At 31.0% G+C, this 26,674-nt stretch carries 26 protein-coding genes; 1 reads left to right on the top strand and 25 read right to left on the bottom strand.

What is annotated here, in order from left to right; all coding sequences use genetic code 11:
- The first annotated feature begins 92 nt into the window (after positions 1 to 92).
- Complete coding sequence (locus tag ACY1IQ_RS20055) at positions 93 to 3,287, top strand: putative mucin/carbohydrate-binding domain-containing protein (protein WP_461615650.1); 3,195 nt, start codon at positions 93 to 95, stop codon at positions 3,285 to 3,287.
- 314 nt (positions 3,288 to 3,601) lie between these two features.
- Here ACY1IQ_RS20055 and ACY1IQ_RS20050 read toward each other — a convergent pair whose 3' ends face one another.
- The 25 genes from ACY1IQ_RS20050 to ACY1IQ_RS19930 all read right to left on the bottom strand — a co-directional run bounded on the left by ACY1IQ_RS20050 (position 3,602) and on the right by ACY1IQ_RS19930 (position 26,582).
- A complete protein-coding gene (locus ACY1IQ_RS20050; RefSeq protein WP_461615649.1) occupies positions 3,602 to 5,839 on the bottom strand; it encodes a HelD family protein in 2,238 nt (745 codons plus the stop codon).
- A 363-nt stretch (positions 5,840 to 6,202) separates the two neighbouring features.
- On the bottom strand, positions 6,203 to 6,475 hold the full coding sequence (locus ACY1IQ_RS20045) for a hypothetical protein (protein ID WP_461615648.1): 273 nt from the start codon (positions 6,473 to 6,475) through the stop codon (positions 6,203 to 6,205).
- Positions 6,476 to 6,618: 143 nt separating this feature from the next.
- Positions 6,619 to 7,740 carry an AAA family ATPase gene (locus ACY1IQ_RS20040; protein ID WP_461615647.1) on the bottom strand — a complete coding sequence of 374 codons (1,122 nt, stop codon included), beginning with the start codon at positions 7,738 to 7,740 and terminating at the stop codon, positions 6,619 to 6,621.
- 16 nt (positions 7,741 to 7,756) lie between these two features.
- Positions 7,757 to 8,545: an RNA ligase family protein gene (locus ACY1IQ_RS20035; RefSeq protein ID WP_461615646.1), complete on the bottom strand. Its 789-nt coding sequence runs from the start codon at positions 8,543 to 8,545 to the stop codon at positions 7,757 to 7,759.
- Between the two features lie 592 nt (positions 8,546 to 9,137).
- A complete protein-coding gene (gene eutM, locus ACY1IQ_RS20030) occupies positions 9,138 to 9,428 on the bottom strand; it encodes an ethanolamine utilization microcompartment protein EutM (RefSeq protein ID WP_454055273.1) in 291 nt (96 codons plus the stop codon).
- 54 nt (positions 9,429 to 9,482) lie between these two features.
- A complete protein-coding gene (gene eutM / locus ACY1IQ_RS20025; RefSeq protein WP_039633170.1) occupies positions 9,483 to 9,773 on the bottom strand; it encodes an ethanolamine utilization microcompartment protein EutM in 291 nt (96 codons plus the stop codon).
- 38 nt (positions 9,774 to 9,811) lie between these two features.
- Positions 9,812 to 10,462: a phosphate propanoyltransferase gene (locus ACY1IQ_RS20020; RefSeq protein WP_461615645.1), complete on the bottom strand. Its 651-nt coding sequence runs from the start codon at positions 10,460 to 10,462 to the stop codon at positions 9,812 to 9,814.
- Entirely contained in the window at positions 10,462 to 12,060 is a 1,599-nt protein-coding gene (locus ACY1IQ_RS20015) for an acetaldehyde dehydrogenase (acetylating) (protein ID WP_461615644.1), read from the bottom strand. The genes ACY1IQ_RS20020 and ACY1IQ_RS20015 overlap by 1 nt, the downstream gene beginning before the upstream one ends.
- Before the next feature lie 33 nt (positions 12,061 to 12,093).
- Positions 12,094 to 12,855, bottom strand: coding sequence for a BMC domain-containing protein (locus ACY1IQ_RS20010; RefSeq protein ID WP_461615643.1), 762 nt, complete (start codon positions 12,853 to 12,855; stop codon positions 12,094 to 12,096).
- Positions 12,856 to 12,875: 20 nt separating this feature from the next.
- Entirely contained in the window at positions 12,876 to 13,538 is a 663-nt protein-coding gene (locus ACY1IQ_RS20005; RefSeq protein WP_461615642.1) for a cupin domain-containing protein, read from the bottom strand.
- A 74-nt stretch (positions 13,539 to 13,612) separates the two neighbouring features.
- Positions 13,613 to 13,876: a EutN/CcmL family microcompartment protein gene (locus tag ACY1IQ_RS20000; protein WP_461615641.1), complete on the bottom strand. Its 264-nt coding sequence runs from the start codon at positions 13,874 to 13,876 to the stop codon at positions 13,613 to 13,615.
- A complete protein-coding gene (locus tag ACY1IQ_RS19995; protein WP_461615640.1) occupies positions 13,854 to 14,174 on the bottom strand; it encodes a BMC domain-containing protein in 321 nt (106 codons plus the stop codon). Before ACY1IQ_RS19995 ends, ACY1IQ_RS20000 begins: the two co-directional genes overlap by 23 nt.
- 18 nt (positions 14,175 to 14,192) lie before the next feature.
- The gene (gene eutJ, locus ACY1IQ_RS19990; protein WP_461615639.1) at positions 14,193 to 15,038 is read right to left on the bottom strand and encodes an ethanolamine utilization protein EutJ; all 846 of its coding nucleotides are present in this window, start codon (positions 15,036 to 15,038) and stop codon (positions 14,193 to 14,195) included.
- Entirely contained in the window at positions 15,020 to 15,700 is a 681-nt protein-coding gene (locus tag ACY1IQ_RS19985) for a cobalamin adenosyltransferase (RefSeq protein ID WP_461615638.1), read from the bottom strand. Before ACY1IQ_RS19985 ends, eutJ begins: the two co-directional genes overlap by 19 nt.
- A gap of 6 nt (positions 15,701 to 15,706) precedes the next feature.
- Complete coding sequence (locus ACY1IQ_RS19980; protein ID WP_461615637.1) at positions 15,707 to 16,153, bottom strand: EutP/PduV family microcompartment system protein; 447 nt, start codon at positions 16,151 to 16,153, stop codon at positions 15,707 to 15,709.
- Positions 16,150 to 16,503: a BMC domain-containing protein gene (locus ACY1IQ_RS19975; RefSeq protein ID WP_461615636.1), complete on the bottom strand. Its 354-nt coding sequence runs from the start codon at positions 16,501 to 16,503 to the stop codon at positions 16,150 to 16,152. Before ACY1IQ_RS19975 ends, ACY1IQ_RS19980 begins: the two co-directional genes overlap by 4 nt.
- Before the next feature lie 39 nt (positions 16,504 to 16,542).
- Positions 16,543 to 17,496, bottom strand: a complete 954-nt coding sequence (gene cutD, locus ACY1IQ_RS19970; protein ID WP_461615635.1) for a choline TMA-lyase-activating enzyme — start codon at positions 17,494 to 17,496, stop codon at positions 16,543 to 16,545.
- A gap of 137 nt (positions 17,497 to 17,633) precedes the next feature.
- Entirely contained in the window at positions 17,634 to 20,174 is a 2,541-nt protein-coding gene (gene cutC / locus ACY1IQ_RS19965; protein ID WP_461615634.1) for a choline trimethylamine-lyase, read from the bottom strand.
- A 51-nt stretch (positions 20,175 to 20,225) separates the two neighbouring features.
- The gene (locus ACY1IQ_RS19960; protein ID WP_461615633.1) at positions 20,226 to 21,719 is read right to left on the bottom strand and encodes an aldehyde dehydrogenase family protein; all 1,494 of its coding nucleotides are present in this window, start codon (positions 21,717 to 21,719) and stop codon (positions 20,226 to 20,228) included.
- Positions 21,720 to 21,763: 44 nt separating this feature from the next.
- Positions 21,764 to 22,072 (bottom strand): BMC domain-containing protein, encoded by a 309-nt coding sequence (locus ACY1IQ_RS19955; RefSeq protein WP_039633144.1) that lies wholly within the window; start codon positions 22,070 to 22,072, stop codon positions 21,764 to 21,766.
- A gap of 18 nt (positions 22,073 to 22,090) precedes the next feature.
- Positions 22,091 to 22,387: a BMC domain-containing protein gene (locus ACY1IQ_RS19950; protein ID WP_039633142.1), complete on the bottom strand. Its 297-nt coding sequence runs from the start codon at positions 22,385 to 22,387 to the stop codon at positions 22,091 to 22,093.
- A 222-nt stretch (positions 22,388 to 22,609) separates the two neighbouring features.
- Positions 22,610 to 22,876, bottom strand: coding sequence for a hypothetical protein (locus ACY1IQ_RS19945; protein ID WP_461615632.1), 267 nt, complete (start codon positions 22,874 to 22,876; stop codon positions 22,610 to 22,612).
- Positions 22,877 to 23,974 (bottom strand): hypothetical protein, encoded by a 1,098-nt coding sequence (locus tag ACY1IQ_RS19940; RefSeq protein ID WP_461615631.1) that lies wholly within the window; start codon positions 23,972 to 23,974, stop codon positions 22,877 to 22,879.
- A gap of 499 nt (positions 23,975 to 24,473) precedes the next feature.
- Positions 24,474 to 25,304, bottom strand: a complete 831-nt coding sequence (locus tag ACY1IQ_RS19935; protein WP_461615630.1) for a MerR family transcriptional regulator — start codon at positions 25,302 to 25,304, stop codon at positions 24,474 to 24,476.
- Positions 25,305 to 25,439: 135 nt separating this feature from the next.
- Entirely contained in the window at positions 25,440 to 26,582 is a 1,143-nt protein-coding gene (locus ACY1IQ_RS19930; protein ID WP_461615629.1) for a 1-propanol dehydrogenase PduQ, read from the bottom strand.
- Positions 26,583 to 26,674: the final 92 nt, after the last annotated feature.

Raw genomic sequence — 26,674 nt, 5'->3', positions numbered from 1 at the left:
AAATATTAAAAAATCTATTCTAGATTTATTGCTTTATTTTAGAACTCATTTGATTTAACAGACTTAATTTATAATAAAAGGGGGAAAAACTAATGAAAACTTTTATGAAATTTTTAATGTTTCAAGTATTATTCATTTGTGCCATATTTGGAACTACAACAAATGTTTATGCTGATGAAGTAAAACAAAAAGAACTTTATACCTTAGAAGATCCTACTTGGTTTAGAAAAACTGGTTTTTCTAAAGGACTTGGTCATGATAAACAGGATTTAGGTATAATTTTACCTGCAAATGTACAGTTGACAATTAGACAGGTGAATCCTAATTTTAAAGGAAATTTAACTATAAGATTATTAAATGATAATAATCAACATGAGGCATCTAAAACATTTAATCAAACATCAGTTACTATATCAACTCCATATAGCTCCGTTCCATTTGTAGATACGGTTTATGGTGGTAGTGAAAAACCTAAAATTGAATATAGGGTAACTAGCAACATGCAGACTTTGCCTATTTATAAAAGAGGACAAAATGAACAATCATTTTTTAATGAGTGGGACAAAGCAGCAGCTCCCTTTGCTTTAGTAATAGATGATTATTTTCAATTATTAGTTCCACAAAAAGATAAAGCTTACATGAAAAATATGAAAGATTTTTCTTCAATTGACCAATTAATTCTTTATTATCGTAAAGTATTTGAGTATTACAATAAGTTAGCTGGAATCAGTTTTAATACAAATGTTCAAACTGATAAAAATGTTCCTAATAAATATTTTATAAAAGCTGATAAGAGCGGTCCTGGTGGTGGTTATTATGGTGGCAATCATACAGCAGAAACCTCAGATTCAGTAGCTAGCTTTTGGCTATCCAAAGGTTGGGGAGCCTTACATGAAATTGGTCATGGTTATCAAGACGATTTCACTAGAGGTGAAGTTTGGAATAATATATATGCTCATAGTCTTCAGAAAAAAGATTCAGACGTAAATATTTTTGCAAATGGATGGTTATATGATTATGGTAGAAAAGATACTGTTGACTATAATGTAAATAAACTTTGGCACCAAGATAAAGCAGCTTTTAATACCTGGGGATTAAGAGAGCAACTATATGGATATATACTTATGAAGGATAAAGCTGGAGATGATAGTTTTACTCATTTTAATCAAGAATATCATAAATTAGCAAATACTTCTGGTTTTAATACATCTGACTATAAACAGTTTGATTTAATCAGTAAAGCTTATGGACAAATAAGTAAACTAGATTTTACGCCAGTTATAGAATCCTTTGGTGGAGATATGACCTCTTGGCAAAAGGAAGAAAACAGATATAAAAATTATAAACCTATTGTACCGTTAAATGAGGTTGTTCCTGCTAGCCAAGTTTCTCAAATACAACAATTACTTAAACTTGAAACTCCTTTATCTTTAGTAACTACAGATGATTTAGCTACTACTGGTTTAAAAGGAAATGTAACCTTAAATTTTAAAATTGATGACTTTAATCAAATTAAAAATCAAACTCTTTATATAATGAATGGGGATAAAGAAGTTAAAAAGATTGTTATTACAAATCCAACCCTTTCTTTAGGTCAATTGCCAGTAGGTATTTATACTATTTATAATACAAATAGTTCAAATAAATCATATACACTTGATACTCATTATTTAAAGGTTAAAGAAACTAATAATAATGTAACTTTAAATTATAAATTACGAACAAAAAGTGCTTTACTAAATCAAGAAATAGACTTTTTAGGAATATCTGATAATTTATTTGCTACAGCTACTGTGGACTTAGAAAATCAAAAGTTGAATGTGAAAGTTCTTAATAAGACGCCACATGATTATTTTCCAAATGAGCAGTATGCTAAAATTGAGATCTTAGATCAAAATAATAATGTTACTTATACAAAATCAATTACTGGTACAAATGCAGTATTAGAAAATAGTAATCAAACTTTAAAAGAAGGATATAAAATTAGATTATATCATCGTGAACCTTCACGTTTAAAAATTAGAGACAATAAAACTTCTCTTACTAATAATCAGACTAATACACTAATTGTTACTAACCAAGGACTAAAAAATGAAAGCTTAAACCAAAACCTAAATCAAGAATTGGCTGGAAGAATTAATAATTTTGCAGCTAAAATTTATGAAGAACAACTGATGGCTGAAAGTGATTGCGCAGAGTCAAAAATAGAGCTAAAACTGGCAATAGATGCTTTAACAGAACCTTTAAAAAGTGAAATGTTAGCAAAATACAAAGACATTTTACCGAATTCCACAATAAATAAAGAAAATCCAAATGAAGGCTCAGTCTTTACCTTTGATTTTAAAGGATATAATGATAATCAGTTTGCAAAACTTTACCTTGATCTTGAGAATTTAACTAGTAAACTTACTATCGAAAATATTGAAACTCATTATTACTTTAATGATAGCTATGCTTCAATTTTAATTCAAGATAGCCATGGAGAGACAGTTTTTTATAAAGATTTTATTGGTAATGAAGTAAATGATGCTTTAGTAAAAGATATTCCTTTAAAAGAAGGATATTATTTAACAGTTAAACACAAAGAATATTCTAATAGACTTTTTATAACTAATAAAGATAAGAATTTAGAACTTAATAAAGCTGCTACTAATTCATATCAAATTACTAAAAATGAATTAAAACAAATTAGTAAAAATGATATACCAAAACCTAATAAAAATCCTTACTTAGGTAAAAGCTTTAATATAACTTTCAAAGGCTTAGGAGATTGGGTTTTTGCAGAATTAAATTTAGATTTACTCTCTAAACAAGCTAAAATGGATATAAAAAAAGGTGCACCTCATGTTTACTTTACAGACAGTTATGCATCAATTTTAATAAGAGATACTGAAGGAAATACTGTTTATACAAAAGATTTTATTAGCGATAAGGAAAATGAATCACTAATTAAAAATATTGATATTAAATCTGGATATTATATTACAATAAAACACAAAGAGCCAGATAATAGATTGTTAATTACAAATACAGAAAATGAATTAGAATTAGAAAAAGGTACTAGTATAACTTATAAGATTACTGATACTGGACTTGAAGAGTCTTCAGAGGATGAAATTCCTAAGTTACCACTTGAAGATCAATGGAAACCTAATATAAGCTATAATGCCGGAGATAAAGTTAGTTATAAAGGAAAGATTTATAAAGCAAAATGGTGGACACGCGGCTTTGCTCCAGATACAAAAGTACAAAATTCATGGGATACACCTTGGGAATTAATAAGTTAGAATTAGTATATTAAATTATTCAAATGTATTGGGTTAGAGTATTTTTCTCTAACCCAATATTTTATTTAACATTTTAAATTCACTATACTAGCTGATTAGTATCATGAACGGCATATAGTTATTTTCTTAAAATAATTATTTGTTGTAGGCGTAAAATTGTCTTTTTCATCATATGCTCTATAAGCATAACCCTCTCCTAATAAAAACAACTAATACAAATTCAAGTTTCTACCGAATCTTTAATTTCACTGTGTTATTACATAACTTCTTAAACAAATTGTAAGATAGACTTTTTCTGTATTCCTTATTTATTTTTACTTTAATAATGATGATACATTCTCTAAATAAAATATATCCAAAACATGGAGGGCTCTTGTGCAAGCTGTATAAAGTAGCAACCTATCCTCTTCATCCTTATACCTTAAATCACTGGCATTATATATCATAACCACATCAAATTCCAACCCCTTAGCAAGATATGCAGGAATAACTAAAATATCATCAACATACTCATCATCCTCACTTACAATCATTTTAACATTAATCCTATCACTCAAATAATTGTAAACCCTCTGTGCCTCATCAATATTTTTTGTTATTATTCCTATAGAATTGTGCCCATAATCCTTATGGACTTTTACCTCTTCCACTATTCTTTCATTTATATCTTTTTCATCTAAAAGACCAGTTAATCTGGGCCAATCTCCACTTCTTTCCACGTATTCATCATGAATTTCCTCACTTAATATTTTTCGTGAAAATTTAGTTATTTCCATTGTTGACCTATAACTTTTAGTTAAATTTATTATAGAAGTATCCTCAGCTTTAAGTATATTTACAACATTGTTATAACTTCCAACATTCATATAAGAGTTAATAGATTGAGATATATCACCAAGGATTGTTTTATTTGCTTTGTTAAATAATTGATTGAAAATTTCATACTGTAATGGTGTATAATCTTGAGCCTCATCAATAATTACATACTTTACTTCTTCTGTTTTTGGAATACCACCTACAGCTCCTTTTATAAATAATAACGCTATTTGATCTTCATAATTTATCTTTTTAGCCCTTAAATTTTCTAGGGTATATCTTTTAATTTCTCTAATACTTTCATTATCATATTTAATATTTGCCATTTTTAAGAAGCCCTCTAAATCTTCATAAAAGGTTTTATAGCAATCCATCAAATCAAATTTAGTTTTTTCTTCCACCTCATTAACTATAGCTTTAATTTCTCCACCTACTAAGGATTTACTTACTTTAACTATTTCATCCTTCTCTAAATATTCACCAGATTCTTCTGCTTCTTCCACTGCTTTATCAACTAATCTTTTTTTATAAGGTTCTATAAGATATAAAATTCTTTGCCTTAGCTTTTCTAATTTTCTCTTAAGAGGTAAACTCTTATAGTCCTTATAAAATAATTCCTGTATTTCCACTGCTGAAATTATAGCTTCCCCCCTTAAAGTAATATCCTCAAAATCCCTACTTATTTTTTCTAAGTGTTCTATATATACTTTTAATAAATTAACAAACTCCACAGAAGACTTAAATTTTAAACTTTTAATCCTAACATCATAAAATGGCTCACTCTTATCACCAAAAATCTTCTCCATCATTTCACAATAATCTTCCTTACCATCTACATCCTCTAGAACTTTATGCATATATTCTTTAAATGTAGTTTGCAACATATTATCTTCTCCAAGCTGAGGTAAAACGTTAGAAATATAATCATTAAAAATATTATTTGGAGAAAATATCACTATGTTTTTAGCTGTTATAATATCACGATGCTTATATAATAAATAGGCAATTCTATGAAGAGCAACAGAAGTTTTCCCACTTCCAGCTGGCCCCTGAACAATTAAATTTTTATATTTTTCATTACGAATTGCCTTGTTTTGCTCTTTTTGAATTGTAGTTATAATAGCCTTCATTTTATTATCACTACTTTTACTTAATATATCTTGCAACACTTCATCATCTATTTTTATATTACTGTCAAACATATAATCGATTTTGCCATCACTAATTTTATATTGCCTTTTCATTGATATTTTTCCATTTATAATCCCTTCAGGACATTTATAATAAGCATTTCCAATTTCATAATCATAAAACATACTAGAAATTGGAGCCCTCCAATCATATATAAGAAAATCGAAATCTTCATTAATTAAGTTAGAAATTCCAATATAACACTTTTCAGCTTTTTCTTCTCCCTCTTCCTTAAAATCCATTCTTGCAAAGTAAGGAGATGAAATCATATTCTCATATTTATCAACTAGTTTTCTTTCAAACTCATGGCTCGTCTTTTGAATTTTCATAGTATTAATAAATTGCATAAAATCTACAACATGCTGTAAACCATTCTCTACTGAAACAGCTCCAACATTTTCCCATAATTCTCTTTGTGTCTCAATAGCCTCTTTTTTAAAAAGATATTTGGAATTTCTCTTTTCTTCTAATTGCCTTTTTACCTCCCTAAGTACATTTTCTAACCATTCCATTTCTACTAGCCATTCAGATTTATTTATTGACAAAATATCTCCTCCTTGCAATGAGCATTAGCATTTTTAAATTAATATTGCTATTTTAGCATATACACCTGAAATTACCAGTCTATAATTATTTTGTTATATATGATATAATTAAGGTGTAGAGATAGTATATTAAAACTTCTTAGCTTAAAAATAGTACAAAGTGAGAAGCTCCATTTATATGAAGTTTCTCACTTTTTATCATTACTTCTCACTATACTAATTTTTCTACCATTTTAGGATAATCAATTGCAAATCTTAAAGTTATCCATACTCCTAGTGAAATTCCTACAGTATTTGCTTCACCTTTCCTCAGCTCTCCTATGATATAAGTTCAGCTGATCCTTCCTAATTCATGCACTATATTTAATTATTCTTTTTATCATTTATAGTGCTATAAAAATTACTGTTATCAATCTCTAATAATTTCTCTTTTAACTCTTCATCATCACTACCTTTAACATGAATAATTTCTCTTCTATCTATGTTTTTTAGCTTTTCACTTTGCTGCACCTTACCATATCCCAGTAACTCTGCATCTCTATCAACACCACTTGAAACACCTTCAATGTCCTTCACCGTATATCTAAACTTTCCATTACCTTTAGTGTCTAGCTCTACAAAGTCGCCAATTTTCACATTTAAACTATTTGCTAAAAAATTTGAAGATTTAACAATTGATATTAAAGATATAAATTTAATTGAAGATGATGATTTTAATTTTTAAGATTAAAAGACGGCAAGAATGCCGTCTTTTATTATATAATCACTTACTCTTAAATCTAACTGTTACTAACTATATATTCTACTTCATATCCTTCCCAGTTTTCTATCATATCAAATTTCTTTATCATATTATTTATAACTTTCTCTGGAACAACTCTATCTCTAATTTTGTTTCTTGAGAGTAGTTCTCTATAAGGTGCTTCAATATATATAAATCTTACTCTAGCACCATATGCTGAAAATAGGCTACATAAACTTTTTCTAATTTCTTTTGATATATTAGTAGCATTCCATACAAAAGAAATTTTCTTCTTTAGAAATTCTTTTGCTCTCTCTTTAGCAATAGCAACTACTTTTGCAGAGTCCTTTCTTGGTGAAATATTAAATTCCTTCCTAATATCATCTAGAGAAATCATAGGTATGGATTTTAAATAAGTTTCTATATATGTGTCCTTTCCAGCAAGAGGTAATCCAACCATTACCGTTACTTCACAAGTTGTTGTATCAAAGACTTCATCACCATACCATATGTTTTGCTTATTTAAATATAAAAATTTAGTATATTTATTGGTAAACTTTTTTGATGAATAAAAGCAGCCTAGCTCTTTTACATAATCTTTAAAGCATTCTATATTATCAAGAATATCCTCTTTATCATCGCATTCTCTCCCTAATAGATCAGCTTTTGCAATAAGATATAATAATTTCATGTTAACAGATTGGCTAGCTTTAATTAAATCATAATCCATATCTTCTCTATTAATAAAAAATAATGGGAGTCCATGATATTTAATTAATGAAACTATTTCCTCTCTTAATTTAAAACTTATATGATATTCTTTATAAAAAATTTCTCTAAAAAGCTTTGAACCTTTTACTCCATGTTTAGGTGATATTATTTCATCATTTTCTAATCTAGTACAAATCAGCTTTCCTATATCATGAAAGAAAGCTCCGAGATACACTGTAGCTCTTTCAACATTATCAAGTTCCTTCCACTCCTGTAATTTAATTAATTCTTGGCAGACCTTTTTAGTGTGGACATAAACATTTCCTTCCTTATGATATTTAGGATTTTGATCTATATTCTTAAGCTTATAAATAATAGGAAAATTTTTTGTTATTTCATCAAAATCAAAATTTTTATCTATAATATTTTTTATTAGCTTATTATCCATAACTCTTCACCCACCTTTAAGAAAATATATCTATTCCAAATTTTAATTTGTTGGGAATTATAGGTCTATTTAACCAGTGAGTTTCTGAATCTGAAATTGTATTAAGAAAAGAAGATCTCACATACTTAAATCTATCCATAACATAATCTTCACTTTCTACCTTTATATATAATCCTTCCATTAACTCAGAGCAATCTGTTTGTTTTTTAGCAATATCAAAGGATAAATTTAACTCCTCACAACTTTGCCTTAAAGTTTCTTCACTACTTGATGATTTAAAATTAGATTTTGATAAAAATGAAGTTAGTTCTTTGAAGTTATTTAATTTACCCTCATGAAGTACTAATACAGAAATAACAAATTTATAATCTTTAAGTATTTCTTTTCTTCGTTTTGTACTTAAAAATTTTTCTTCTTCTTTATCAAAAATATCAAATTCCATAAAATAATGAGTTAATTCATCATAAAACACTGTGTGTTTTGCATAAAGCCATTCACCATACATAACATATCTATTTCCCAAAAGCTTATATAAATCATGAGTATGGCACCTTGCCCAAGTTTTGAATAGCGAAAATTGCTTTTCTCCATAACCTCCATTTAAAAAATGTCCTCTGCTTTGTAAAAGCATCTCTCCATTTTTATCAAAACTAATTCCGCAGTTAGCACCATCTACTTTTTCTTCAACTACTATATATTTATCTTTTATATAATCAAAATTAATAATTTTTAAATCCTCATCTCCATATTGAAGTCTTGATCCTTCAATATGACGGGTTCTAGGATATTTATATATTCTTTCCATAAAAAATACCTCTTTTCTTAGTTAATTATTAAAATAAAAAAAGTTGTGATCATTACTTTTCACAACACAAATAAACTAAAAAGAAGGTATTCTTTTTAGAAAATTATTATGTTATAAAAAGTATGTTCTACTAATAAAAAGAGTACATCAAAAACACTCCCATTTTTCAATTTTTAAATGAGAATACTATAATTAATATTATCTATTTTGATAAACTCTCATTATTTATACCAAATTATATTGGCATAATAGACAAACTCTTTTCTAAAAGAGCTAATCTTAGAACATACAGAACTACATAATAATCTTCCTTCCAAATTTTATATAAACTGCTATTTTTACATATGATAACATATTATAAAATTTATTGTCAATGTGTTAAATATGAATCATACATATTTCAAGTATTGCTTTTTATCTTATTAAAGTTATTTATTCTTATAATTATCAATTGTTCATCGTCAATTCTCCATCATTTTTAAATATGGCGACGGTTCATTACAAATTATAAATAGAGTTTTAACTAGAATAAAAACGCCGCTAAATTATCTTCAGCAGCGTTTTTTATTATGTTATGCTTTAATTAAGAATCTTATTTTGCAGCTTCTTTAGATGCTGGAAGAATTACTTCAACTTCGCTGTGTGGTCTTGGAATTACGTGAACTGATATTAATTCTCCAACACGTTGTGCAGCAGCAGCACCAGCGTCTGTAGCAGCTTTAATAGCTCCAACGTCACCTCTAACCATAACAGTTACAAGTCCGCCTCCAATATATTCTTTACCTATTAAATATACATTTGCAGCTTTAACCATAGCATCTGCAGCTTCTATTGCTCCTATTAAGCCTTTTGTTTCTATCATTCCTAATGCATCATGTTTCATATTAAAATCCTCCTAATTGGTGTTTTTTATTATGTTATGCTTCAATTAAAAATCTTATTTTGCAGCTTCTTTAGATGCTGGAAGAATTACTTCAACTTCACTATGTGGTCTTGGAATTACGTGAACTGATATTAATTCTCCAACACGTTGTGCAGCAGCAGCACCAGCGTCTGTAGCAGCTTTAACAGCTCCAACATCACCTCTAACCATAACAGTTACAAGTCCGCCTCCAACATATTCTTTACCTATTAAATATACATTTGCAGCTTTAACCATAGCATCTGCAGCTTCTATTGCTCCTATTAAGCCTTTTGTTTCTATCATTCCTAATGCATCGTATTTCATATTAAAATCCTCCTAAATATTTTTTTATTTATAAACTATTATTTAACTATTGTTACTTTTGATTTTGAGTTAATGCCCATTGCATTAGCTTCTTCAATATCAAGATGACATTCAAGTTGTGAAGAATTATTAGCTCTAATAGCCACGTTGCTATATATTCCGCCTCTTAAATCTTCAAATTTTATTGATACTATTTCTCCATCATGTACTCCTAGATTTCTAGCATCTTCAAGTGTCATGTGAATGTGTCTTTGTGCAACCATTAATCCTTCTTCAATTTGAACAGAACCTTTTGGTCCAATTACTGTGATTCCAGGTGTTCCATTTAAATCTCCAGATAATTTTACATGTGATGCTACTCCAAGTTTAACGCAATCTCCAGCTAAAACTTCAACTTGAGTCTTACTTCTTACAGGACCAAGTATTCTAACTTTTTCAATTGCACCTTTTGGTCCGCAAATTGTTACAACTTCCTTACAAGCATATTGTCCAGGTTGAGATAGGTCTTTAAGCTTAGTAAGTTGATAATCTTTACCGAAAAGGCTCTCTAAATCCTTTTGTGAAAGATGCACATGTCTATTAGAAATTCCTACTGGAATCTCAGATGAATTTTTCTGAACTCCATTATTTGCTTCATTGCTTTTAATGGCTTCTAGTAAAACTTTTAATATTTCTTCGCAATTTTCCATTAGTTTGCCCCCTTCATAGCAGCAACTATTTGGTTAACTAAGTCTAAAAGTTCTTCATTTTTTGTGCTTTCACTATTGCATTCAGTACAATTGTTAGTGCTTTTAGCAGAATCATTAACTTTATTTAAAACTTCTGCAGCTGCTGCAATTTGAGCTGGGCTCATATTCATAAGTTGATTTTGTACTGCATGGCAATTTTCAGCAGTTTTTATACGATTGAAAGTTGGATCATTAGATGCTAATGTTGCGCAGTCTTTTAAACCATAAGCAACTCTTTTTATGTTTATAAGGTGCTCTGGAGTAACGTTCTCAGATACTGAACTTCCTCCCCATGTACCACAACCTAAAGTAAATGAAGGATTAAGACCTGTGCTTGCACCTGTTCCACCTTGAGATCCACCAGTATTAACAAGAATACGAGAAGCTGGTTTTCTAGCAAACTTCATAACCATATCTCTATCTTCTGTATGGATACTCATTGTATGACCAATTCCATTTTGAAGTAATTCAATACTTAATTCACATGCTTCATGCCAATCTTTTACTGTATAGAATGCAAGAACTGTTGTAAGTTTTTCAAAAGATAGTGGATTACCTTCACCTACTCCATTTTGCTTTCCTATAAGTACTTTAATTTCTGATGGAACTGTAAATCCTGCAGCATTTGCAATAACTTGTGGACTTCTTCCAACAAATTTAGCATTCATAGCATGTCCATTCTTAAATAACAGCTTACAAACTTTATTAGTTTCTTCTTCTGTCATGAAATATCCGCCTTGCTTTTTGAACTCTTGAACAACTGCATCATAATTGCATTCTTCACAGATTATTGATTGTTCTGAAGCACAAATTGTACCATAATCAAAAGTCTTACTTGCAATAATATTTCTAACAGCCTTTTCTACATTAGCAGTTCTTTCAATGTATGCTGGAGAGTTTCCTGCTCCAACTCCAAGAGCTGGTTTTCCTGAGCTGTAAGCAGCTTTAACCATTCCTGGACCACCTGTAGCTATTATTATAGCAACTTCTTTGCTCTTCATTAAATCATTTGTAGCTGCAATTGTTGGTATAGTTACAGAGCTTATGATGTTCTCTGGTGCACCAGCTTCAATAGCTGCATCCCTCATTAATTCCACTGCTTTAATTGTACATTTTGCAGCAGATGGATGTGGTGAGAACACTATAGCATTACGAGATTTAATTGCAATTATAGATTTAAAAATCGCAGTAGAAGTTGGGTTTGTTGAAGGTACTATACCCATAACTAAACCAACTGGCTCAGCAATCTCTATAGTCTTATTTACCTCATCTTCTCTAATTACACCTATAGTTTTCATGTCTTTGATTGAATCATATAATATAGTAGATGCTAAATGGTTTTTGAAAGTTTTATCTTCAGCTTTACCAAAGCCTGTCTCTTCAACTGCCATTTGTGCTAAGCAAGCTTCATTTTCTTCTGCTACTCTAACCATATTACGTAAAATTTTATCAATTTGCTCCTCAGTATAATCAGCAATTTTATCAGCTGCTATTTTTCCAAGTCTAGCAAGATTTCTTGCTTCTTGTATTGAACGCAAATCTTTATCAAAGTTTTCCATTATTCATTACTTCCTTTCATAAACCTTAAATAGCTAGTTTTTCTCGTAATATAATTTAAATTTAGTAATTAGTGTATTCTTACCTGCCTTTGAGGTGGCCCTACCTGTAATTCCAAAATCTTTATATTCACGAGCTAAATTTCTAAGCTTAATAACTTTTAGCTTATCTAGTATTAAAAGGGTTTGTTCTATACCATTTTTATTTACTAGATTATCTACATCATCTTTATGCAAATTTTCTAAGTCTAACTTATGTAGTTTATCTAAATCCATTTTCAAAGTATCTTGATCTTCTTTAATCTCATCTTCAGCTTCTACTACATATACTTCCTCTTTCTGTTCTGCATTTTTTATTTCTTTCACTTCTTCAATTTGTTCTGCTTCTTCTACATCTTCTGTTTCTTCTAATTTTTCAGCTTGTTTTTCTACTTCTACTTCTTCTGTTTCTTGTATTTCTTTGGCTTGTTCTACTTCTTCTAATTCTTCATTAAATGATGGAACTTCTAAAACCTCTGGTGGAGTATTAGGTCCAATTATGCTTTCCACTTCCTCATGAGGACGCGGAATTACATGATCCGAAACTAAAAATTCTTCATCAAGTTTTTTAACAGCTGCTACTCCAGCTTCTATAGATGCTTTTACTGCACCTACATCACCTGTAACTAAAATTGTAACAAGCCCTCCACCTACATAAGTTTTTTCAATAATACTTACATCTGCAGATTTCACCATTGTATCAGCTGCTTCAACAGCTGCAAGTAATCCTTTTGTTTCTATTAAACCAAGTGCTTTCATAGGCTAATCCTCCTAATCTTCTATAAGAGATCCGCCCAGTTTGCTGGATATGTGGTGTAAAATACCCTAGCTTTATCTGGTGAACCCCAAACCACTTTAGAACCTGATGGTACAAATAACACATCTCCAGGATAAGCTGTATATGTCTTTCCATTGATTTCAACCGTTAAGGTTCCCTCAATAACATAATCAATCTCTTCGTAAGTTAATTCCCAATCAAATTTTGAATTTTCAATAACTAAAAACCCAGCACTCATTTTTGATTCTTTTTTACTTACTAATTCTTGAAAATAAGCTTTTGCATTTGGATTACCAGTATCAAATACATCCATTTTTACTGTGTTTCCTCTAACAACTTTAAGTCCATTAGGATCACACTCTGCTTCAAATGGAAGATTCTTTTGCTTTAAACATTGAAGCATTTCTTCTAAAAGACCCTTGTCCATCATTTTTCTAAAGAAATTAAGTAACGTTTCGCTGTCAATATTATCTATGCTTGGAGTTTTGTTAACTCCTAAATCCTGTACTTTAGGTGCAGGAGCTGCTGCAGTAAACACTATTCCATTATTTTTTGCAAGATCTTGAGCTGATGGTGTAATTATTTCGCTCCCATCTACATAAAGTGTTTTTTCACCCTTTAATATTAATGCTTCAACATCTTTTGCACAGATTAATTTTTTCATGTTTTCACATCCTTTCAATATAGTATTTGATATCTATAAAAATCATAAAATACTATGATTTTTTCGAATGTGGCTTAATCAAAATTACAATCATGATCAATTATTCCAATAACAACTGCATCTACAGGAATATTATCATCTCCTAACATTCTACGAGCAGATGATCCGGTACTAACGACAACTTTATCGCCAATACCTGCACCTATAATATCAACAACAATAAATCTACGTCCGTCATTTATTCCCCCAATTTCCTCAGCAAGCATAAATTTAAGTCCGCTCAGGGATTCTGCTTTTCTAGTGGCCCATATATTATCAATAAGTCTTGCTGCTATCATATTGTTTTTCCTCTTTCATTTTCAATTTAATCTCATTTAATGCAGCTTCAACTGATGCTGTATCACCTAAAATTCCAATTAAAACCATGTGCTGTGGACATAATCCTCTGATATCCTCAACGGTAACCCCAACAGCCTTTTCAGCAATATCTGCTGCATAAATCATATCGATAAATTTACCTTGAACAAGTCCTATTGCACCAGCGTTTTCTAAATCTGTTTTACAATTTCCACCCATTCGTCTTTTAAGAATATCTTTAGTGCTCTCAGAAGGTGATTTTATAATTCTAAAATCCACTTTTAAACACTCCCTTTATTATTCTATGATATCTTGTGTACAACTTAATGCTATTCCAAGTGGTGTAACAAACATAGGATTTTTAGGTTTGTGAGTATATATTTTTGTTTGCTTTTGAATGATTTCTTCAATTCCTGTCAAACAACAAGTACCACCTACTAAAGAAATTTCATTAACATCATAATTCTTAATCTGATTATTAATAATTGATGACACCTTTTCAACTACTGGTCTTAGTATCGGTAAAATTTCTTTGTGATTTTTATTGTCCCTTTTGAATTTATCTGCCTCTTTAAAAGGCATTCCATAAGCACCTGAAATAACTAATGAAAAGTGTGTACCACCTGTAGGTTCATCAACAACCTGAATAACTTCTCCATCCTTTAGAATTGATATTCCTGTTGTTCCTCCACCGATATCTACAACTGCACCATTTTCAATCTTAAGTAGATTATTTGCAGCAGTAGGTTCATCTAAAAGACATGTCAACTCAAATCCTGCTGCTTGAACTACGTTTTTAATTGCTCCAGAATCTAATGCATCTGTCCCAGGTGGAATTGCAGCGGCTGCATAAAGAAGCTCTGTATTAAGTTTTTCTTCAATTTCTTTTTTAAGCTCTCTTACAATGCCTACTGCTCCAATATAGTCCACAACCATACCATCACGAACTACATCTGCATATCTATATGCTCCAGCAACTGGTTTGTAATTTTCATCTAAAACAGCCAATACTACGCAGGCAGTACCTAGATCCACACCTGTATAATAAACAGAGGAATCATTAATAATTGGTTTTTCTATAACTTCTTCAAACTTTTGAACCATTTTATCACAGTATTCAAAAGTTATTTTTTTCTTTGACATTCTTTTCCTCCTACCGCTAAACAAATTAATTGAGATAATGAATTGATTATTGAATTAACATTTTCTATAATTCTATTTTTTAAAATCTCATCATCACTTTTGAAATTCTCAATTATTTCAAATTGCAATTCTCCTAAGGCACAACGAAGAGTGTGCATTTTTAAAATTGCATTGCTTTTTTCAAGCTGCATATGAAATTCTGTTATTTCAAAACAATCCTCAAGCTCAGTTGTGAAGTTCGATGAATTCATAAACGTACACTCTTTACAATGAATAGTTTCAAGAACACCTTCTCCATTCACAACATTTCTGATGTTTGATATTTTCTTTCCCAAATTTATAACATTTTGAGCTAAAATAATATCATCTTTTAATATTTCACTACCAGTAACAAGAAATACTGCCTCCATAGATTTCAACTTATAACAAAGCTTTTTATTCAAATTTGAATTGTTATTTACTGTTTCTTTTATTGTTTCCGCCTGGTTGCTTTTAGAAACATTCTTATTTGATTTTAAAGCATCATTCATTTTTATTCTTCTATCAGACAAATATTGAGCTGCTCCAGGTGTAAGGCGCTGTCCTTGTTGTAACTTGTAGGTATCAAAAGGTTCTTTTCTGTATAAATCTCTTAAATACTCTTCAGTAATAAATTTCATCATTGACATTTACTCCTCACCTTTTTCAAATAAATACTTCTTTAAAGCATCAATTCCTGTTCCCATCGGAGAGCTAATATGAAAATATGGCTCTGATACTCCTATGATTTTTAGCTGCCTTAAACACTTCTCTTCATTTTCAGGTATTAAGTCACATTTTGTTATAATCCCGATTACCGGGCATCTAAAAGACTTTGCAAACCCAGGGGAGTATATTTCAGTGCAATTAGACTGGTCAACCAATATAAGCACATGGGATGCATCCTGAGATAATGCAATTACATGTTTATACATCCATGCATTTTCTATATAAGCGCCTGGAACATCAATAGTATTCTTACCGTAAATCAAATCTGGTGTTCGCCTTAATGGACCATCATAATCATTTAATGCATTAACTATTGTGGTCTTGCCAGATTTTGAAGGGCCAATTACCATTATGCGCTTTTTTCTCATGTTCTTGTAATGGGAGCTGGAGTAAATCCAAGCATATCCTTTAGCGTATCATTCACTGCATTAAGTGCCGTTTCAACACTTTGAACATCACCGTTTATTACAACAGATCCTGTAAAACGATCAAGAAATCCAATTCTAACATCTGAAGCTTTTGTGGCAATGTCTGCGGCAATAATAGCAGTTTCATATGGTGAAAGAGTTAAAATACCTATTGCTCCTTTATCATCAATTCCAAGACGGTCATATATATCAGACATTGGAGATGCAATAACATGAGCTATAGTAATCTGCTTTCCTGGAACTGATTCTTGTATAACACGCTGTATATTTCTATCTAAAAAATCTCCCATAAGCTTTACCTTCCATCTTATTATCTATTTGAAAATCATTTAGTGACGGATTACTTTTACAGGTAAATCGTATTTTTTAATCCATCCTTCTATTCTATCTAAATCCTCATTTTTCAAACTTGGGTCGCCTTCTATAGGATATTCCATTCCTAGTTGGTTGTATTTATTTACCCCCATCTTATGATATGGAAGTAAATCAATTCCTTTAAAGTTTTTATAATCTTTATATGGTGTTAAAAACTCCATAGTCTTTTCTATTTCATCTTGAGAATCGTTTATACCCTTAAGTAAAGGCATACGAATCTTAACGTTGTATTTTTTGCGAAGTAATTCTTGAAGATTTTCTAAAATCTGCTCATTTCTCACTCCTGTTAGCTGAAAATGTCTATCAGAATTAATATGTTTAACATCAAACAGGAACAAGTCTGTGAACTCCGCAACTTTAAGTATTGTTTCTAGGCTTGCATAACCACAAGTTTCAATTGCAGTGTTTATCCCTTCTTGCTTACAAGCCATCAAAAGGTTGCAAGCTGCTTCAGGCTGCATTAAAACTTCACCACCACCTAATGTAACTCCTCCGCCAGACATTTCATAGAAAGTTCTATCTTCCTCTATAATTTCCAATAGTTCAGAGATAGTTTTTGTTTCTCCAACTATTGATATAGCAGATTTAAGACAAGCTTCCTTGCACTTACCGCATCCAATACAATCTATATCACGATTAACTTCATGTTTTAGAGTTTCCTTAGAGATGGTATGTATGGAAACCGGACAAACAGAAACACAAGCGCCACAATTAACACATAAATTACTCTTTAACATAACTCTATGTTTTTTCATCATTCCTTCAGGATTTGCACACCATTTACAGCGAAGTGGGCAACCTTGGAAAAATACTAAAGTTCTTATTCCTTCTCCATCATACATATTATATTTTTGTATATTAAAAATCGTCGCTTTTCGTTCGATTATACCTAAATTTCCATTACTCATATTCTTCATTCTCCAGTTTCATTTACTTTTATTTTTAATACATATCTAACTTTAATCTGCAATCTACAGAACATCTCTGTAGATTACAGACCTTAAAGAATTTTTTTAAAAATTCTCAAGTTACATATTGTTTTTAATTAAAAATGTGTAAGCATAGTTCTACTGATGATTTCATCTTGAACATCTTTGCATAACTCAACAAAGAATGCACTATATCCAGCAACACGAACTATTAAATCACGATATTGCTCTGGATGTTTTTGAGCTTCTATTAAAGTCTTGTTATCTAAGTAGTTAAACTGTACTTCTCCAAGTTGAAGGGCACATGCACTACGTAATAATGTAATGATTCCTTGCTCACCTTCTGGTGTATCAAGAAGACCAGATATTAACTTGAAGTTATGAACCATACCTATATTCATATCTTCACAAGACATTTTAGAAACAGATTTTATTATAGAAGTAGGTCCTTTAAAGTCAGCTCCTTGTGATGGACTTATACCATCTGATAAAGGTAACCATGCTCTACGTCCATTTGCTGTAGCTCCAGTCATTTGTCCAAATGGAGTGTTATTAGAGATTGATAGTGTACCATGGCTAAGTACTGAATATAATGTCTTATATTTACGATGCTCTTGCTCAGTAAAGTTAATTAAATCAGCAGCAATTAAATCTGCATAATCATCATCGTTACCATACTTAGGTGCTTCTAAGCAATCTTTTCTTAATTTTTCGTATCCAACGAAATCAGCTTTTAAAGCTTCGTTTAATTCTTGTAGAGTATATTTTTTCTCTTCGAATACTAATTTCTTTATAGCTGCCATAGAATCTGTATAAGTAGCAAGACCGCTCCATACTACTCCTGGTCCGAAGTTATACATAGCTCCGCCGGCTTCTACTCCTCTACCATTTTCCATACAACCTTCATACATCATAGACATAAGTGGTTTTGGTGCAAGTTCTCTGTGAACACGTTGAGAAATTACTGTAGCAACACTTGTCCATTTAGTAATAAATTTAATTTGCTCTTTAACAGCAGCTTCGAATTGTTCATAAGTTTTAAATTGACTTAAGTCTCCCATATCTGGGCATACTTGCTTACCATACCATAGTGGTACTCCATGGTTAAGAACAAGTTCTATACATATAGGCCATTGAGTATATCCTGTAGAAGTCCATTGATATAATCTTCCTGATTTTTGTGGCTCAACGCATCCCATTAAGCAGTAATCTCTTGCATCTTCTATAGAAACACCTTTAGCTAACATCATTTTTATGTGAACATCGTCAAAGTGACATGCTGGGAATCCCATACCTGCACGGATAACATCAACTATCTTTTTAAGATATTTTTGTGGTGATCCTTTGTGTATACGACAAGCTAAAGATGGTTGGTATATCTTAACGTGACGAACTGCATCCATTAAAAGATATGTTAATTCGTTTGTAGCGTCACGACCTTCTCTAGTAACACCACCTAAGCACATGTTAACAAATGGCTGATAACCTGCGAAGAATTTAGAACCGCCTTCACTTGTTATCCACATCATTTCAGACATTTTTATAAGCATACAACCTGATAATTCAAATGCTTCAAAATCAGTCATACGTCCTGATTCAATATCCGCTTTGTAGAATGGATACATGTATTGGTCAACACGTCCTATAGACATACCTGTTTGGTTTTCTTCAACTACAAGTAATGATTCTATAGTCCAAACTGCTTGAATTGCCTCCCAGTAAGTGCTTGGCTTATGAGCTGGAACTCTAGCATTTACTTCAGAAATCTTTAATAATTCTGCTTTACGCTTAGGGTTAGTTTCTTTTGCAGCAAGTTCTGCAGCATAATCTGACATACGTTTAGCATATATCATAACCCCTTCAGCAGTATCAATTAATGATTTATAGAAGTATATTTTATCTATATCTTCTGGTCTTTCATAGCTAAGTTCAGTTAATTTTTCTTCTGCTTCTCTCTTTATGTCAAGCATACCTTTTTTCATTAATATAACGTCATATCCTGGGTTAGAGTCTCCTCCACCATTTACTGCGTGGTATGAACAGTCAGAAACGAAAGATTCTCCTGAAAGTTCCCATACTCCAGCTTCACGATACTGATCTTCACAGTATTCATCAACTGATTTACCTTTCCAGAATGGGAATAACTCTTCACGCATAACTCTCTTATCTTCTTCTGAGATGTAGAATGGATCTTGTGGACGATTTCCTATTGTATCTATTTCATCAACCATCCATCTCCAAGCTATATCAGGAGAAAATGCACCTGCACGAGGTTGTCCATTTGGTGCTCCAACTATAAGTTCATGATCTTGAATTACTAGTGGTGCAGTTTCACAACAATGTTTAAAACATTTTCCACGTAAAACTGATTTAGGAATACCAGGGTTTTCCTTTGCTATTTTAGTAATAGCTCTTGCTCTATGTGTTGTTATTGTTGGAACATGTTTCATATAGTTTTCTTTTAATTTAACTAAACGTTCTGTCATTCCATCAGGAATTTGTCCATTATTTTCATATACAACCTTTGAAGTAGCTGGCTCATCTTTTGTTATTTCTTTAGAAACACTCTCAAACATTTTCATTAGACTAGCGCGTTCTTCATCAGACATGTTTTTAGTAGCTTCCATAAATATATTTGAAAATTCACGAATATCCAAATTTATTACCTCTCAATCTTTAATGTATTTCATATTTTAAATATGATTTTCTTATTTTAAGTTATCTAGGACTTTTTTCAAAATACTCTCTAATAGTTTATAGTTATCTATTTCATTTGCATTTAATTTGTTATTTGAAACTGTAAAAGTAGAATTTTCTTCATGCTCTACTGCGTTAACAATTTCATCTACTGTACGAACTCCATATCCAACTTTACGGATATATATTAAATTTTTAGGTGAGACATTATCTGAAGTCATCCCTTCACCTGCAGAGCCACTACCTAAAGTCATTGAAGGAAATAAGTTTGTAGTTGCTCCCATACTTCCAAAAGTTCCTGGAGTATTAACAAGTATTCTTCCAACTGGCTTCTTAAGTGCAAATTGATTAATAACTTCTTCATCTTTTGAATGTATAATAAGTGTATGTCCATATCGCTCGCTAAGTAACAATTCTATACATTTCTCACAAGCGTGCATCCAGTCTTCTTCTATATAAAAGGCTAAAACAGGGCAAAGCTTTTCTCTTGAATAAGGGTTATTTTTAGAAACATACTTTTGCTCTGAAATAAGAACTTTCACATCTTGAGAAACATTAAATCCAGCATACTTAGCTAAGAATTGTGGTGATTTACCAATTAGTTCTTCTTCAAGACTTCCATCTTTATTAAAAAAGATAGATCCCAGCTTTTCAGCTTCTTCTTTTGTCATAAAGTATCCACCATTTTTAATAAATTCTTGTTTTACTTCAGTTGCAACACAGCTATCAACAACAACTGATTGTTCAGCTGCAGATACAACTCCATAGTCAAAGTTCTTACTATAGATAATATCTTTAACTGCCTGAGATATATCAGCTGTACGTTCTATGAAAGCTGGACCATTTCCATTACCACCATAGATTACTGGCTTGCCAGACTTATAAGCTTCATCAAGCATCTCTGAAACCCCTGTGTTCATTATAAGAGAAGTATCTTTATGATTCATAAGTTCTAATGAACCACCTGTTGTTACTATATGCAAATATGCAAGAGCGCCTTCTGGAAGTCCTACTCTTTCTGCAGCCTTAATCAAAATATCAAGTGTTTTGCAAATTGATTTTTTAGCTCTTGGATGAGGTGAAAATATAATTGCATTTCCTGATTTAATTGCAATTAGTGCTTTGTATATTGTTGTAGATACAGGACTTGTTGATGGTGGAAAAGCTATAATAACTCCCATTGGTACCCCAACATCTCTTGTCCTATTTATTTTATCTTCATCAATTACACCTATACACTTCATCCCTTTGAGTCTATCTTTTAGATATTTACATACAATTTGATTTTTGATATATTTATCTTCCCACTTTCCATATTCAGACTCTTCATTAGATATTTTTGCAAGTTCTTTTAGGTGTTTTTCAATTTCTTCAGTCATACATGCAACTATTTCATCAAGCTTTTCTTGTGGGAAGGTTGCTAATTTTCTTTGTGCTTCACGAGCGTTTTCAACAAGAATCCTAGCTTCCTGCATGGAGAGTAAATCATTATCAATAATATTCATTTTTCTCTCTCCTTTTATTTATTACTTAAAAAAATCTTTATTTCCTATTCTGTTATAGGCATTGGAATTGCATAGCGTTGTATTATCTTTTCAAGGTCTTGGTGTGGTCTTGGTATAACTACTGAACTATAAAGGTTTCCACCTTCCATATTTTCAACAGCTGCAACACCAGCTTCTACTGCTGTTCTGCAAGCACCAACATCACCACGAACTAATACAGATATATAACCTGATGCAACATTTTCATATCCTATAAGTTCAACATTTGCTGATTTGCACATAGCGTCTGCTGCTTCTAAAGCAAAAACCAGACCAAAAGTTTCGATTAATCCTAAAGCTTCATATCTTGCCATATGTATATCCTTCCCCTTCTATGCATCAATATCGTGTACTGACACAATATCTCCAACTTCTCTAATAGGACGTGGCATAACATTGTGTGCTGTTAATTTACCAATCGCAGCAGCTGCTTCAGCTCCTGCTTCTACAGCAGCTCTCACTGCACCAACATCACCTTTTATCATAATTGTTACAAGAGTTGAACCAATATTTTCATATGAAATTAATTCAACGTTAGCTGCCTTAAGCATTTTATCTGCAGCTTCAAGTGCGGGAACTAATCCAACTGTTTCTACAAGGCCTAAAGCCTCTTCCCCATAATATCTCATTGATAATTTCTCCTTCCTATTCTTAGCTCAGTATACTTTTTTTCAATTACATAACTTTCATATGTTTTTAATTTATTATATTTTTCCTTTTTCAGAAAAGTAAAAATATTCCTTATTTTAAAAATCTTCAATTAATTTTACTATCTTGCATGTTATTTCAAGTAAAATTAATTCATAAAATATACACTAAAAATAACTATTTATGGGATTTACTCTATCTAATTAATCATTGATATATTTATTAATTGTAGCTGCACCTTCTTCATGAGCACGATAATAAACTTTCAACTCTTTATTCTTATCTATTTCAAATCTTGTTTCTTCAATAAGGCCATTTGCTTCTGCTGTCATTAAAGCATTAACTACAGCGTTCTTTTTTAGTGCCTTAAAATTTCCATATTCACCTTTTAGTTCTTCTATAACATCATCAGCGCAAGCTTCTTTAACTCTAGTAAAATATTTTAAAATTGCATAGTTAAGCGGTTTCATCTATTCTACCTCCATCTTTTTTCTTTTTAATAAATCAAGTGGATTCATAGATATTGTAAGGATACCAAGCATCATTATTACAGCTCCAATCCAAGCTACAGAAGGTAATGCCCATCCGTCCATTCCACCATATACACCTAATACTAATAAGCAGAATAGTGGTCCAAAGAATGAATATGTTGCATTACATGAAGTACCAAGTCCTGCTCCACACATACTGTTTCCAGCATACCATGTCATAAATGTAATGAATGATAGCAAACCACTTAAAGCAAACCAGCCCATTGCAGGAGCACTTGTAAATGCTTGTACAACAAGATCAGTAGAAATATTAATTCCACCAGCTATCATTCCAAAAACTGGAACTAAAATAAATAAATTTGCTATACCTGATGTTACTTGACGTATACAAATACCAATTTCAGGGTCAATCATTGCTGAACCATATCCAGCTACACAACCTTCAAATCCCCATCCAAGAGCAGCAATAATAGCTATTAAAATTCCAATGAAAGTATTTGCTGAAGCACCACCACTAATTCCTGTACTACCAATTAAGAAACTAGCAAATACACATATAGCAATACCAAAAGCCATACGTTTATTTAATTCTTGTTTATATAAAATCTTACCTAGTATAGCAGCAATAGCAGGGCAAAGTGCTGAAATTGGAACTACTATTGAACCAGCCATTTGAATAGCTATAACATAAGCAGTACCAGCTATAGGTCCCCCTATAAGAGCTGCTAATATCATAATACGTCCTGGCTTTGTGTTAATACATCTTATAAAATCTCCAAATTTCCCTTTAACTCCTGAGTATAAAAGAGCCCAAATAGCACTACATGTATCGTTTATTGCATTACCAATTGCAGCAAGTAAATATGCTACCACAAATGCAGATAAACCAGCAGTATTAGCGCCATACCAGTCTGCCCAAACTCCTTTAGTCATTCCCATAGTTAGAAATGCCGTATATAATCCATAGGCAAGTCCTGAAAATAAAGCTAGAGATATACCTCTTTTAAAGAAACTACTTGTTAATTTCTTTTTCGCAGCGATTGCTTCTAAATTTACCGCTTTTGAAACTCCATTCATAAATTAAAACTCCTTTCGCTTATGCGATTAATAATTTTTAAATTTATATTATTAAATATTAAATAAAAATTTGCGATGAGTATACTTTAGTGTGATTTAAGTAAATATGATTTAAGATTGTTATAATTTGGTACATTCTATTTTAAAACTAATGAACACCTTTTCACTTGTATCTTGTAGGTATTTATTCTTTAATTAGATTATATCCCTTTCCCTTTGGGGCAGAGTCAACATGTATTTTTCAAGAATATTTAAGCAGATTTAAAACCTTATAATCATACTTACACTTAAAAATTAATCAATAATTAAGAATAATTCGTCAATTCAAAACCATGCGTTTGTTAAGTAACAAACACAATTAGGCCTGAATTGCAATTAATATAAATTTGCTTTATAACTCAACGGATAATCTTTATTCATTAATATTAAATCTCCATAAACCTAGTATTATCAAGCTTTTAGACCTTACCCTACGGTTAATGTTTTCGACATAATAAAACTATTTTTTTCTTCTGACCTTAATCAAAACTTCTGTTACAAATTTATCAGAATTTTTAGTAGTCCAATAATCTGTTACATATCTCTCATAAGACTCTTCAGCACATACATACCCATGTTCTTGGGTCCATTTTTTTATTTTTTTATATGTTTCGTCAATTGTTTCATGAGCTCCTATATGATAACAAGAGGCTGCCATCCAACCGCCAAACTCAACACTTTCTTCTTCCTTACACTTTAAAATTGTCTCTTGCATTATCTTCATTTTATTGCATTTTCCATTAATTTTATCCTCAAAGGATGGAAAACATATAATTACAGGACCTGTTATCGCATTATTTATACTATCTATATAATTGTTAAACTCTATGTTGATTATAGAATCCATATAATCATATTTAAAATCTTGATTTAAAAAAATTAATCTTTGATTATCTATATATTTTATAGCTACATCAGACACATCGTTTTCAATTACCATTTGTGCCTCAACTATAAGATCATCCCAATCTTTAACGGATCTTAATTTTAAGTTTATTTCATTCTGAAGTTCTTTTAATTCATTAATTTTTCTTCCAAAGCTTTTATGAATAGAATCATAGGTAGTACCTTCTAAAAAAGTTCTCATTTCATCAAGGGTAAATCCACTTTGCTTATAATATTTTATTACTGGTACAGATAATAAAGTTTTCTTACTATAATATCTATAACCGTTTTCATCAGATACTTTATCGGGAGATAGTATCTTCTTTTCATCATAAAATCTCAGTGCTTTTTTAGTTATTTTGCATATTTCTCCAACTTTCCCTATAGAGTATAGTTCTTCTTTCATATTTTAACCCCCTATTTTCTTCATAATTTAAATTATACTTTAAATTATATTTTATCATATTTATTTTTTCAACTTTTCTGAAAAATTAACCATAAAAAAACCACCCATTATATGGGTGGTATATAGTACAATATTTTATTCAAAAATTTTGTCTAAAATTATTGATAAATCTTCTTTTGAGGCTTCTCTAGGATTTACTGTTGTACATACATCCTTAAGAGCTGCATTAATAATTTCTTCTCTTGATGCTTGAGCCAACTCCATATCAGCACCTTGCTCTTTTAATGTTGTTGGAATCATCAATGTTTTTTGAAGTTCTACAATGCTTCTAATTAAATTATTAACACCAATATTTACATTTGGTGCATGTAACTTCAATAATTTGGCAAGCCTTTGGTATTTCTTAGCTGCTATACTATATTCTGCACGGAAAGTCTCTTTATTTAAATTAGCATTATACTCAATTACATGAGGAAGTATAATTGCATTGCTTCTTCCATGAGAAATATGTAACTTTCCACCTACAGCGTGAGCTAAACTATGAGTAATTCCAAGTCCAGCTGCGTTAAATGCCATACCAGCAAGGCATGATGCATTGTGAAGTTTCTCTCTTGCTACTATATCATTTCCATCAGCATAAGCTTGTGGTAAAAATCTGAAGGCTAAAGTAACAGCCTTTTCCGCAAGAGCATCTGAAAAATCAGTAGCATTTTTTGAAACATAAGCCTCTATAGCATGTGTAATTACATCCATTCCTGTATCGGCAGTTATAGCTTTAGGTACAGATTTAACTAGTTCGGGATCAAGAATAGCAACTGTTGGAAGAAGAGATTTATCTGTAAGTGCATACTTTAATCCTTCTTGTTTATTTGTAATTACTGCATATTCAGTTACTTCAGAGCCTGTACCACTTGTAGTAGGTATAGCGTAAAACTCTTCTATAGAAGAAACCCCTCCAGTAATTTTTTTTGCATATTCTTTAATTGCCTTAGCTCCATCAATTGATGAACCTCCACCAAGGGCTATTATAATCTGTGCATTACAACTTTGTAATTTTTTAATACCAGCAGCAACAACTTCTACAGATGGGTCAGGTACAATATCACTATATATAGCTACTTCACAATTAACAAGTTTTTCTTGTACTTTTGCAGCCATACCTGAAACTTCCATGAATTTATCACATACTATAAGTACTCTTTTATTATTAATTTCCTTTAGTTTATCTAAAGATCCTTCTCCAAAATACACATTTGTGCTAATACTAAATTCTTTCATATACATTTCTCCCATTTAAAAAAGTATCAAGATATGAATGAATTAGCTGTTCTTTAGTTTAAAAATAAAATTAACCCACAATTATAACAATG

It is taken from the genome of Clostridium sp. Marseille-QA1073 (assembly GCF_054863625.1).
Note: the sequence above shows the minus strand (reverse complement) of the source record. Positions and strands in the feature narration are given on the sequence as shown.

Coding starts and splice junctions, on each gene's coding strand:
- cutD (WP_461615635.1), bottom strand. CDS start 17,496: ATGAGTAATGGAAATTTAGGTATAATCGAACGAAAAGCGACGATTTTT.
- ACY1IQ_RS19945 (WP_461615632.1), bottom strand. CDS start 22,876: ATGAAACCGCTTAACTATGCAATTTTAAAATATTTTACTAGAGTTAAA.
- ACY1IQ_RS19960 (WP_461615633.1), bottom strand. CDS start 21,719: ATGAATATTATTGATAATGATTTACTCTCCATGCAGGAAGCTAGGATT.
- eutM (WP_039633170.1), bottom strand. CDS start 9,773: ATGAAATACGATGCATTAGGAATGATAGAAACAAAAGGCTTAATAGGA.
- ACY1IQ_RS20005 (WP_461615642.1), bottom strand. CDS start 13,538: ATGAAAAAATTAATCTGTGCAAAAGATGTTGAAGCATTAATATTAAAG.
- ACY1IQ_RS20000 (WP_461615641.1), bottom strand. CDS start 13,876: ATGATAGCAGCAAGACTTATTGATAATATATGGGCCACTAGAAAAGCA.
- ACY1IQ_RS19985 (WP_461615638.1), bottom strand. CDS start 15,700: ATGATGAAATTTATTACTGAAGAGTATTTAAGAGATTTATACAGAAAA.
- ACY1IQ_RS19940 (WP_461615631.1), bottom strand. CDS start 23,974: ATGAATGGAGTTTCAAAAGCGGTAAATTTAGAAGCAATCGCTGCGAAA.
- eutJ (WP_461615639.1), bottom strand. CDS start 15,038: ATGTCAAAGAAAAAAATAACTTTTGAATACTGTGATAAAATGGTTCAA.
- ACY1IQ_RS19950 (WP_039633142.1), bottom strand. CDS start 22,387: ATGAGATATTATGGGGAAGAGGCTTTAGGCCTTGTAGAAACAGTTGGA.
- eutM (WP_454055273.1), bottom strand. CDS start 9,428: ATGAAACATGATGCATTAGGAATGATAGAAACAAAAGGCTTAATAGGA.
- ACY1IQ_RS19975 (WP_461615636.1), bottom strand. CDS start 16,503: ATGGGAGATTTTTTAGATAGAAATATACAGCGTGTTATACAAGAATCA.
- ACY1IQ_RS19980 (WP_461615637.1), bottom strand. CDS start 16,153: ATGAGAAAAAAGCGCATAATGGTAATTGGCCCTTCAAAATCTGGCAAG.
- ACY1IQ_RS20020 (WP_461615645.1), bottom strand. CDS start 10,462: ATGGAAAATTGCGAAGAAATATTAAAAGTTTTACTAGAAGCCATTAAA.
- ACY1IQ_RS19930 (WP_461615629.1), bottom strand. CDS start 26,582: ATGAAAGAATTTAGTATTAGCACAAATGTGTATTTTGGAGAAGGATCT.
- ACY1IQ_RS20010 (WP_461615643.1), bottom strand. CDS start 12,855: ATGAAAGCACTTGGTTTAATAGAAACAAAAGGATTACTTGCAGCTGTT.
- ACY1IQ_RS20015 (WP_461615644.1), bottom strand. CDS start 12,060: ATGGAAAACTTTGATAAAGATTTGCGTTCAATACAAGAAGCAAGAAAT.
- ACY1IQ_RS20055 (WP_461615650.1), top strand. CDS start 93: ATGAAAACTTTTATGAAATTTTTAATGTTTCAAGTATTATTCATTTGT.
- ACY1IQ_RS19955 (WP_039633144.1), bottom strand. CDS start 22,072: ATGGCAAGATATGAAGCTTTAGGATTAATCGAAACTTTTGGTCTGGTT.
- ACY1IQ_RS20035 (WP_461615646.1), bottom strand. CDS start 8,545: ATGGAAAGAATATATAAATATCCTAGAACCCGTCATATTGAAGGATCA.
- ACY1IQ_RS19935 (WP_461615630.1), bottom strand. CDS start 25,304: ATGAAAGAAGAACTATACTCTATAGGGAAAGTTGGAGAAATATGCAAA.
- ACY1IQ_RS20040 (WP_461615647.1), bottom strand. CDS start 7,740: ATGGATAATAAGCTAATAAAAAATATTATAGATAAAAATTTTGATTTT.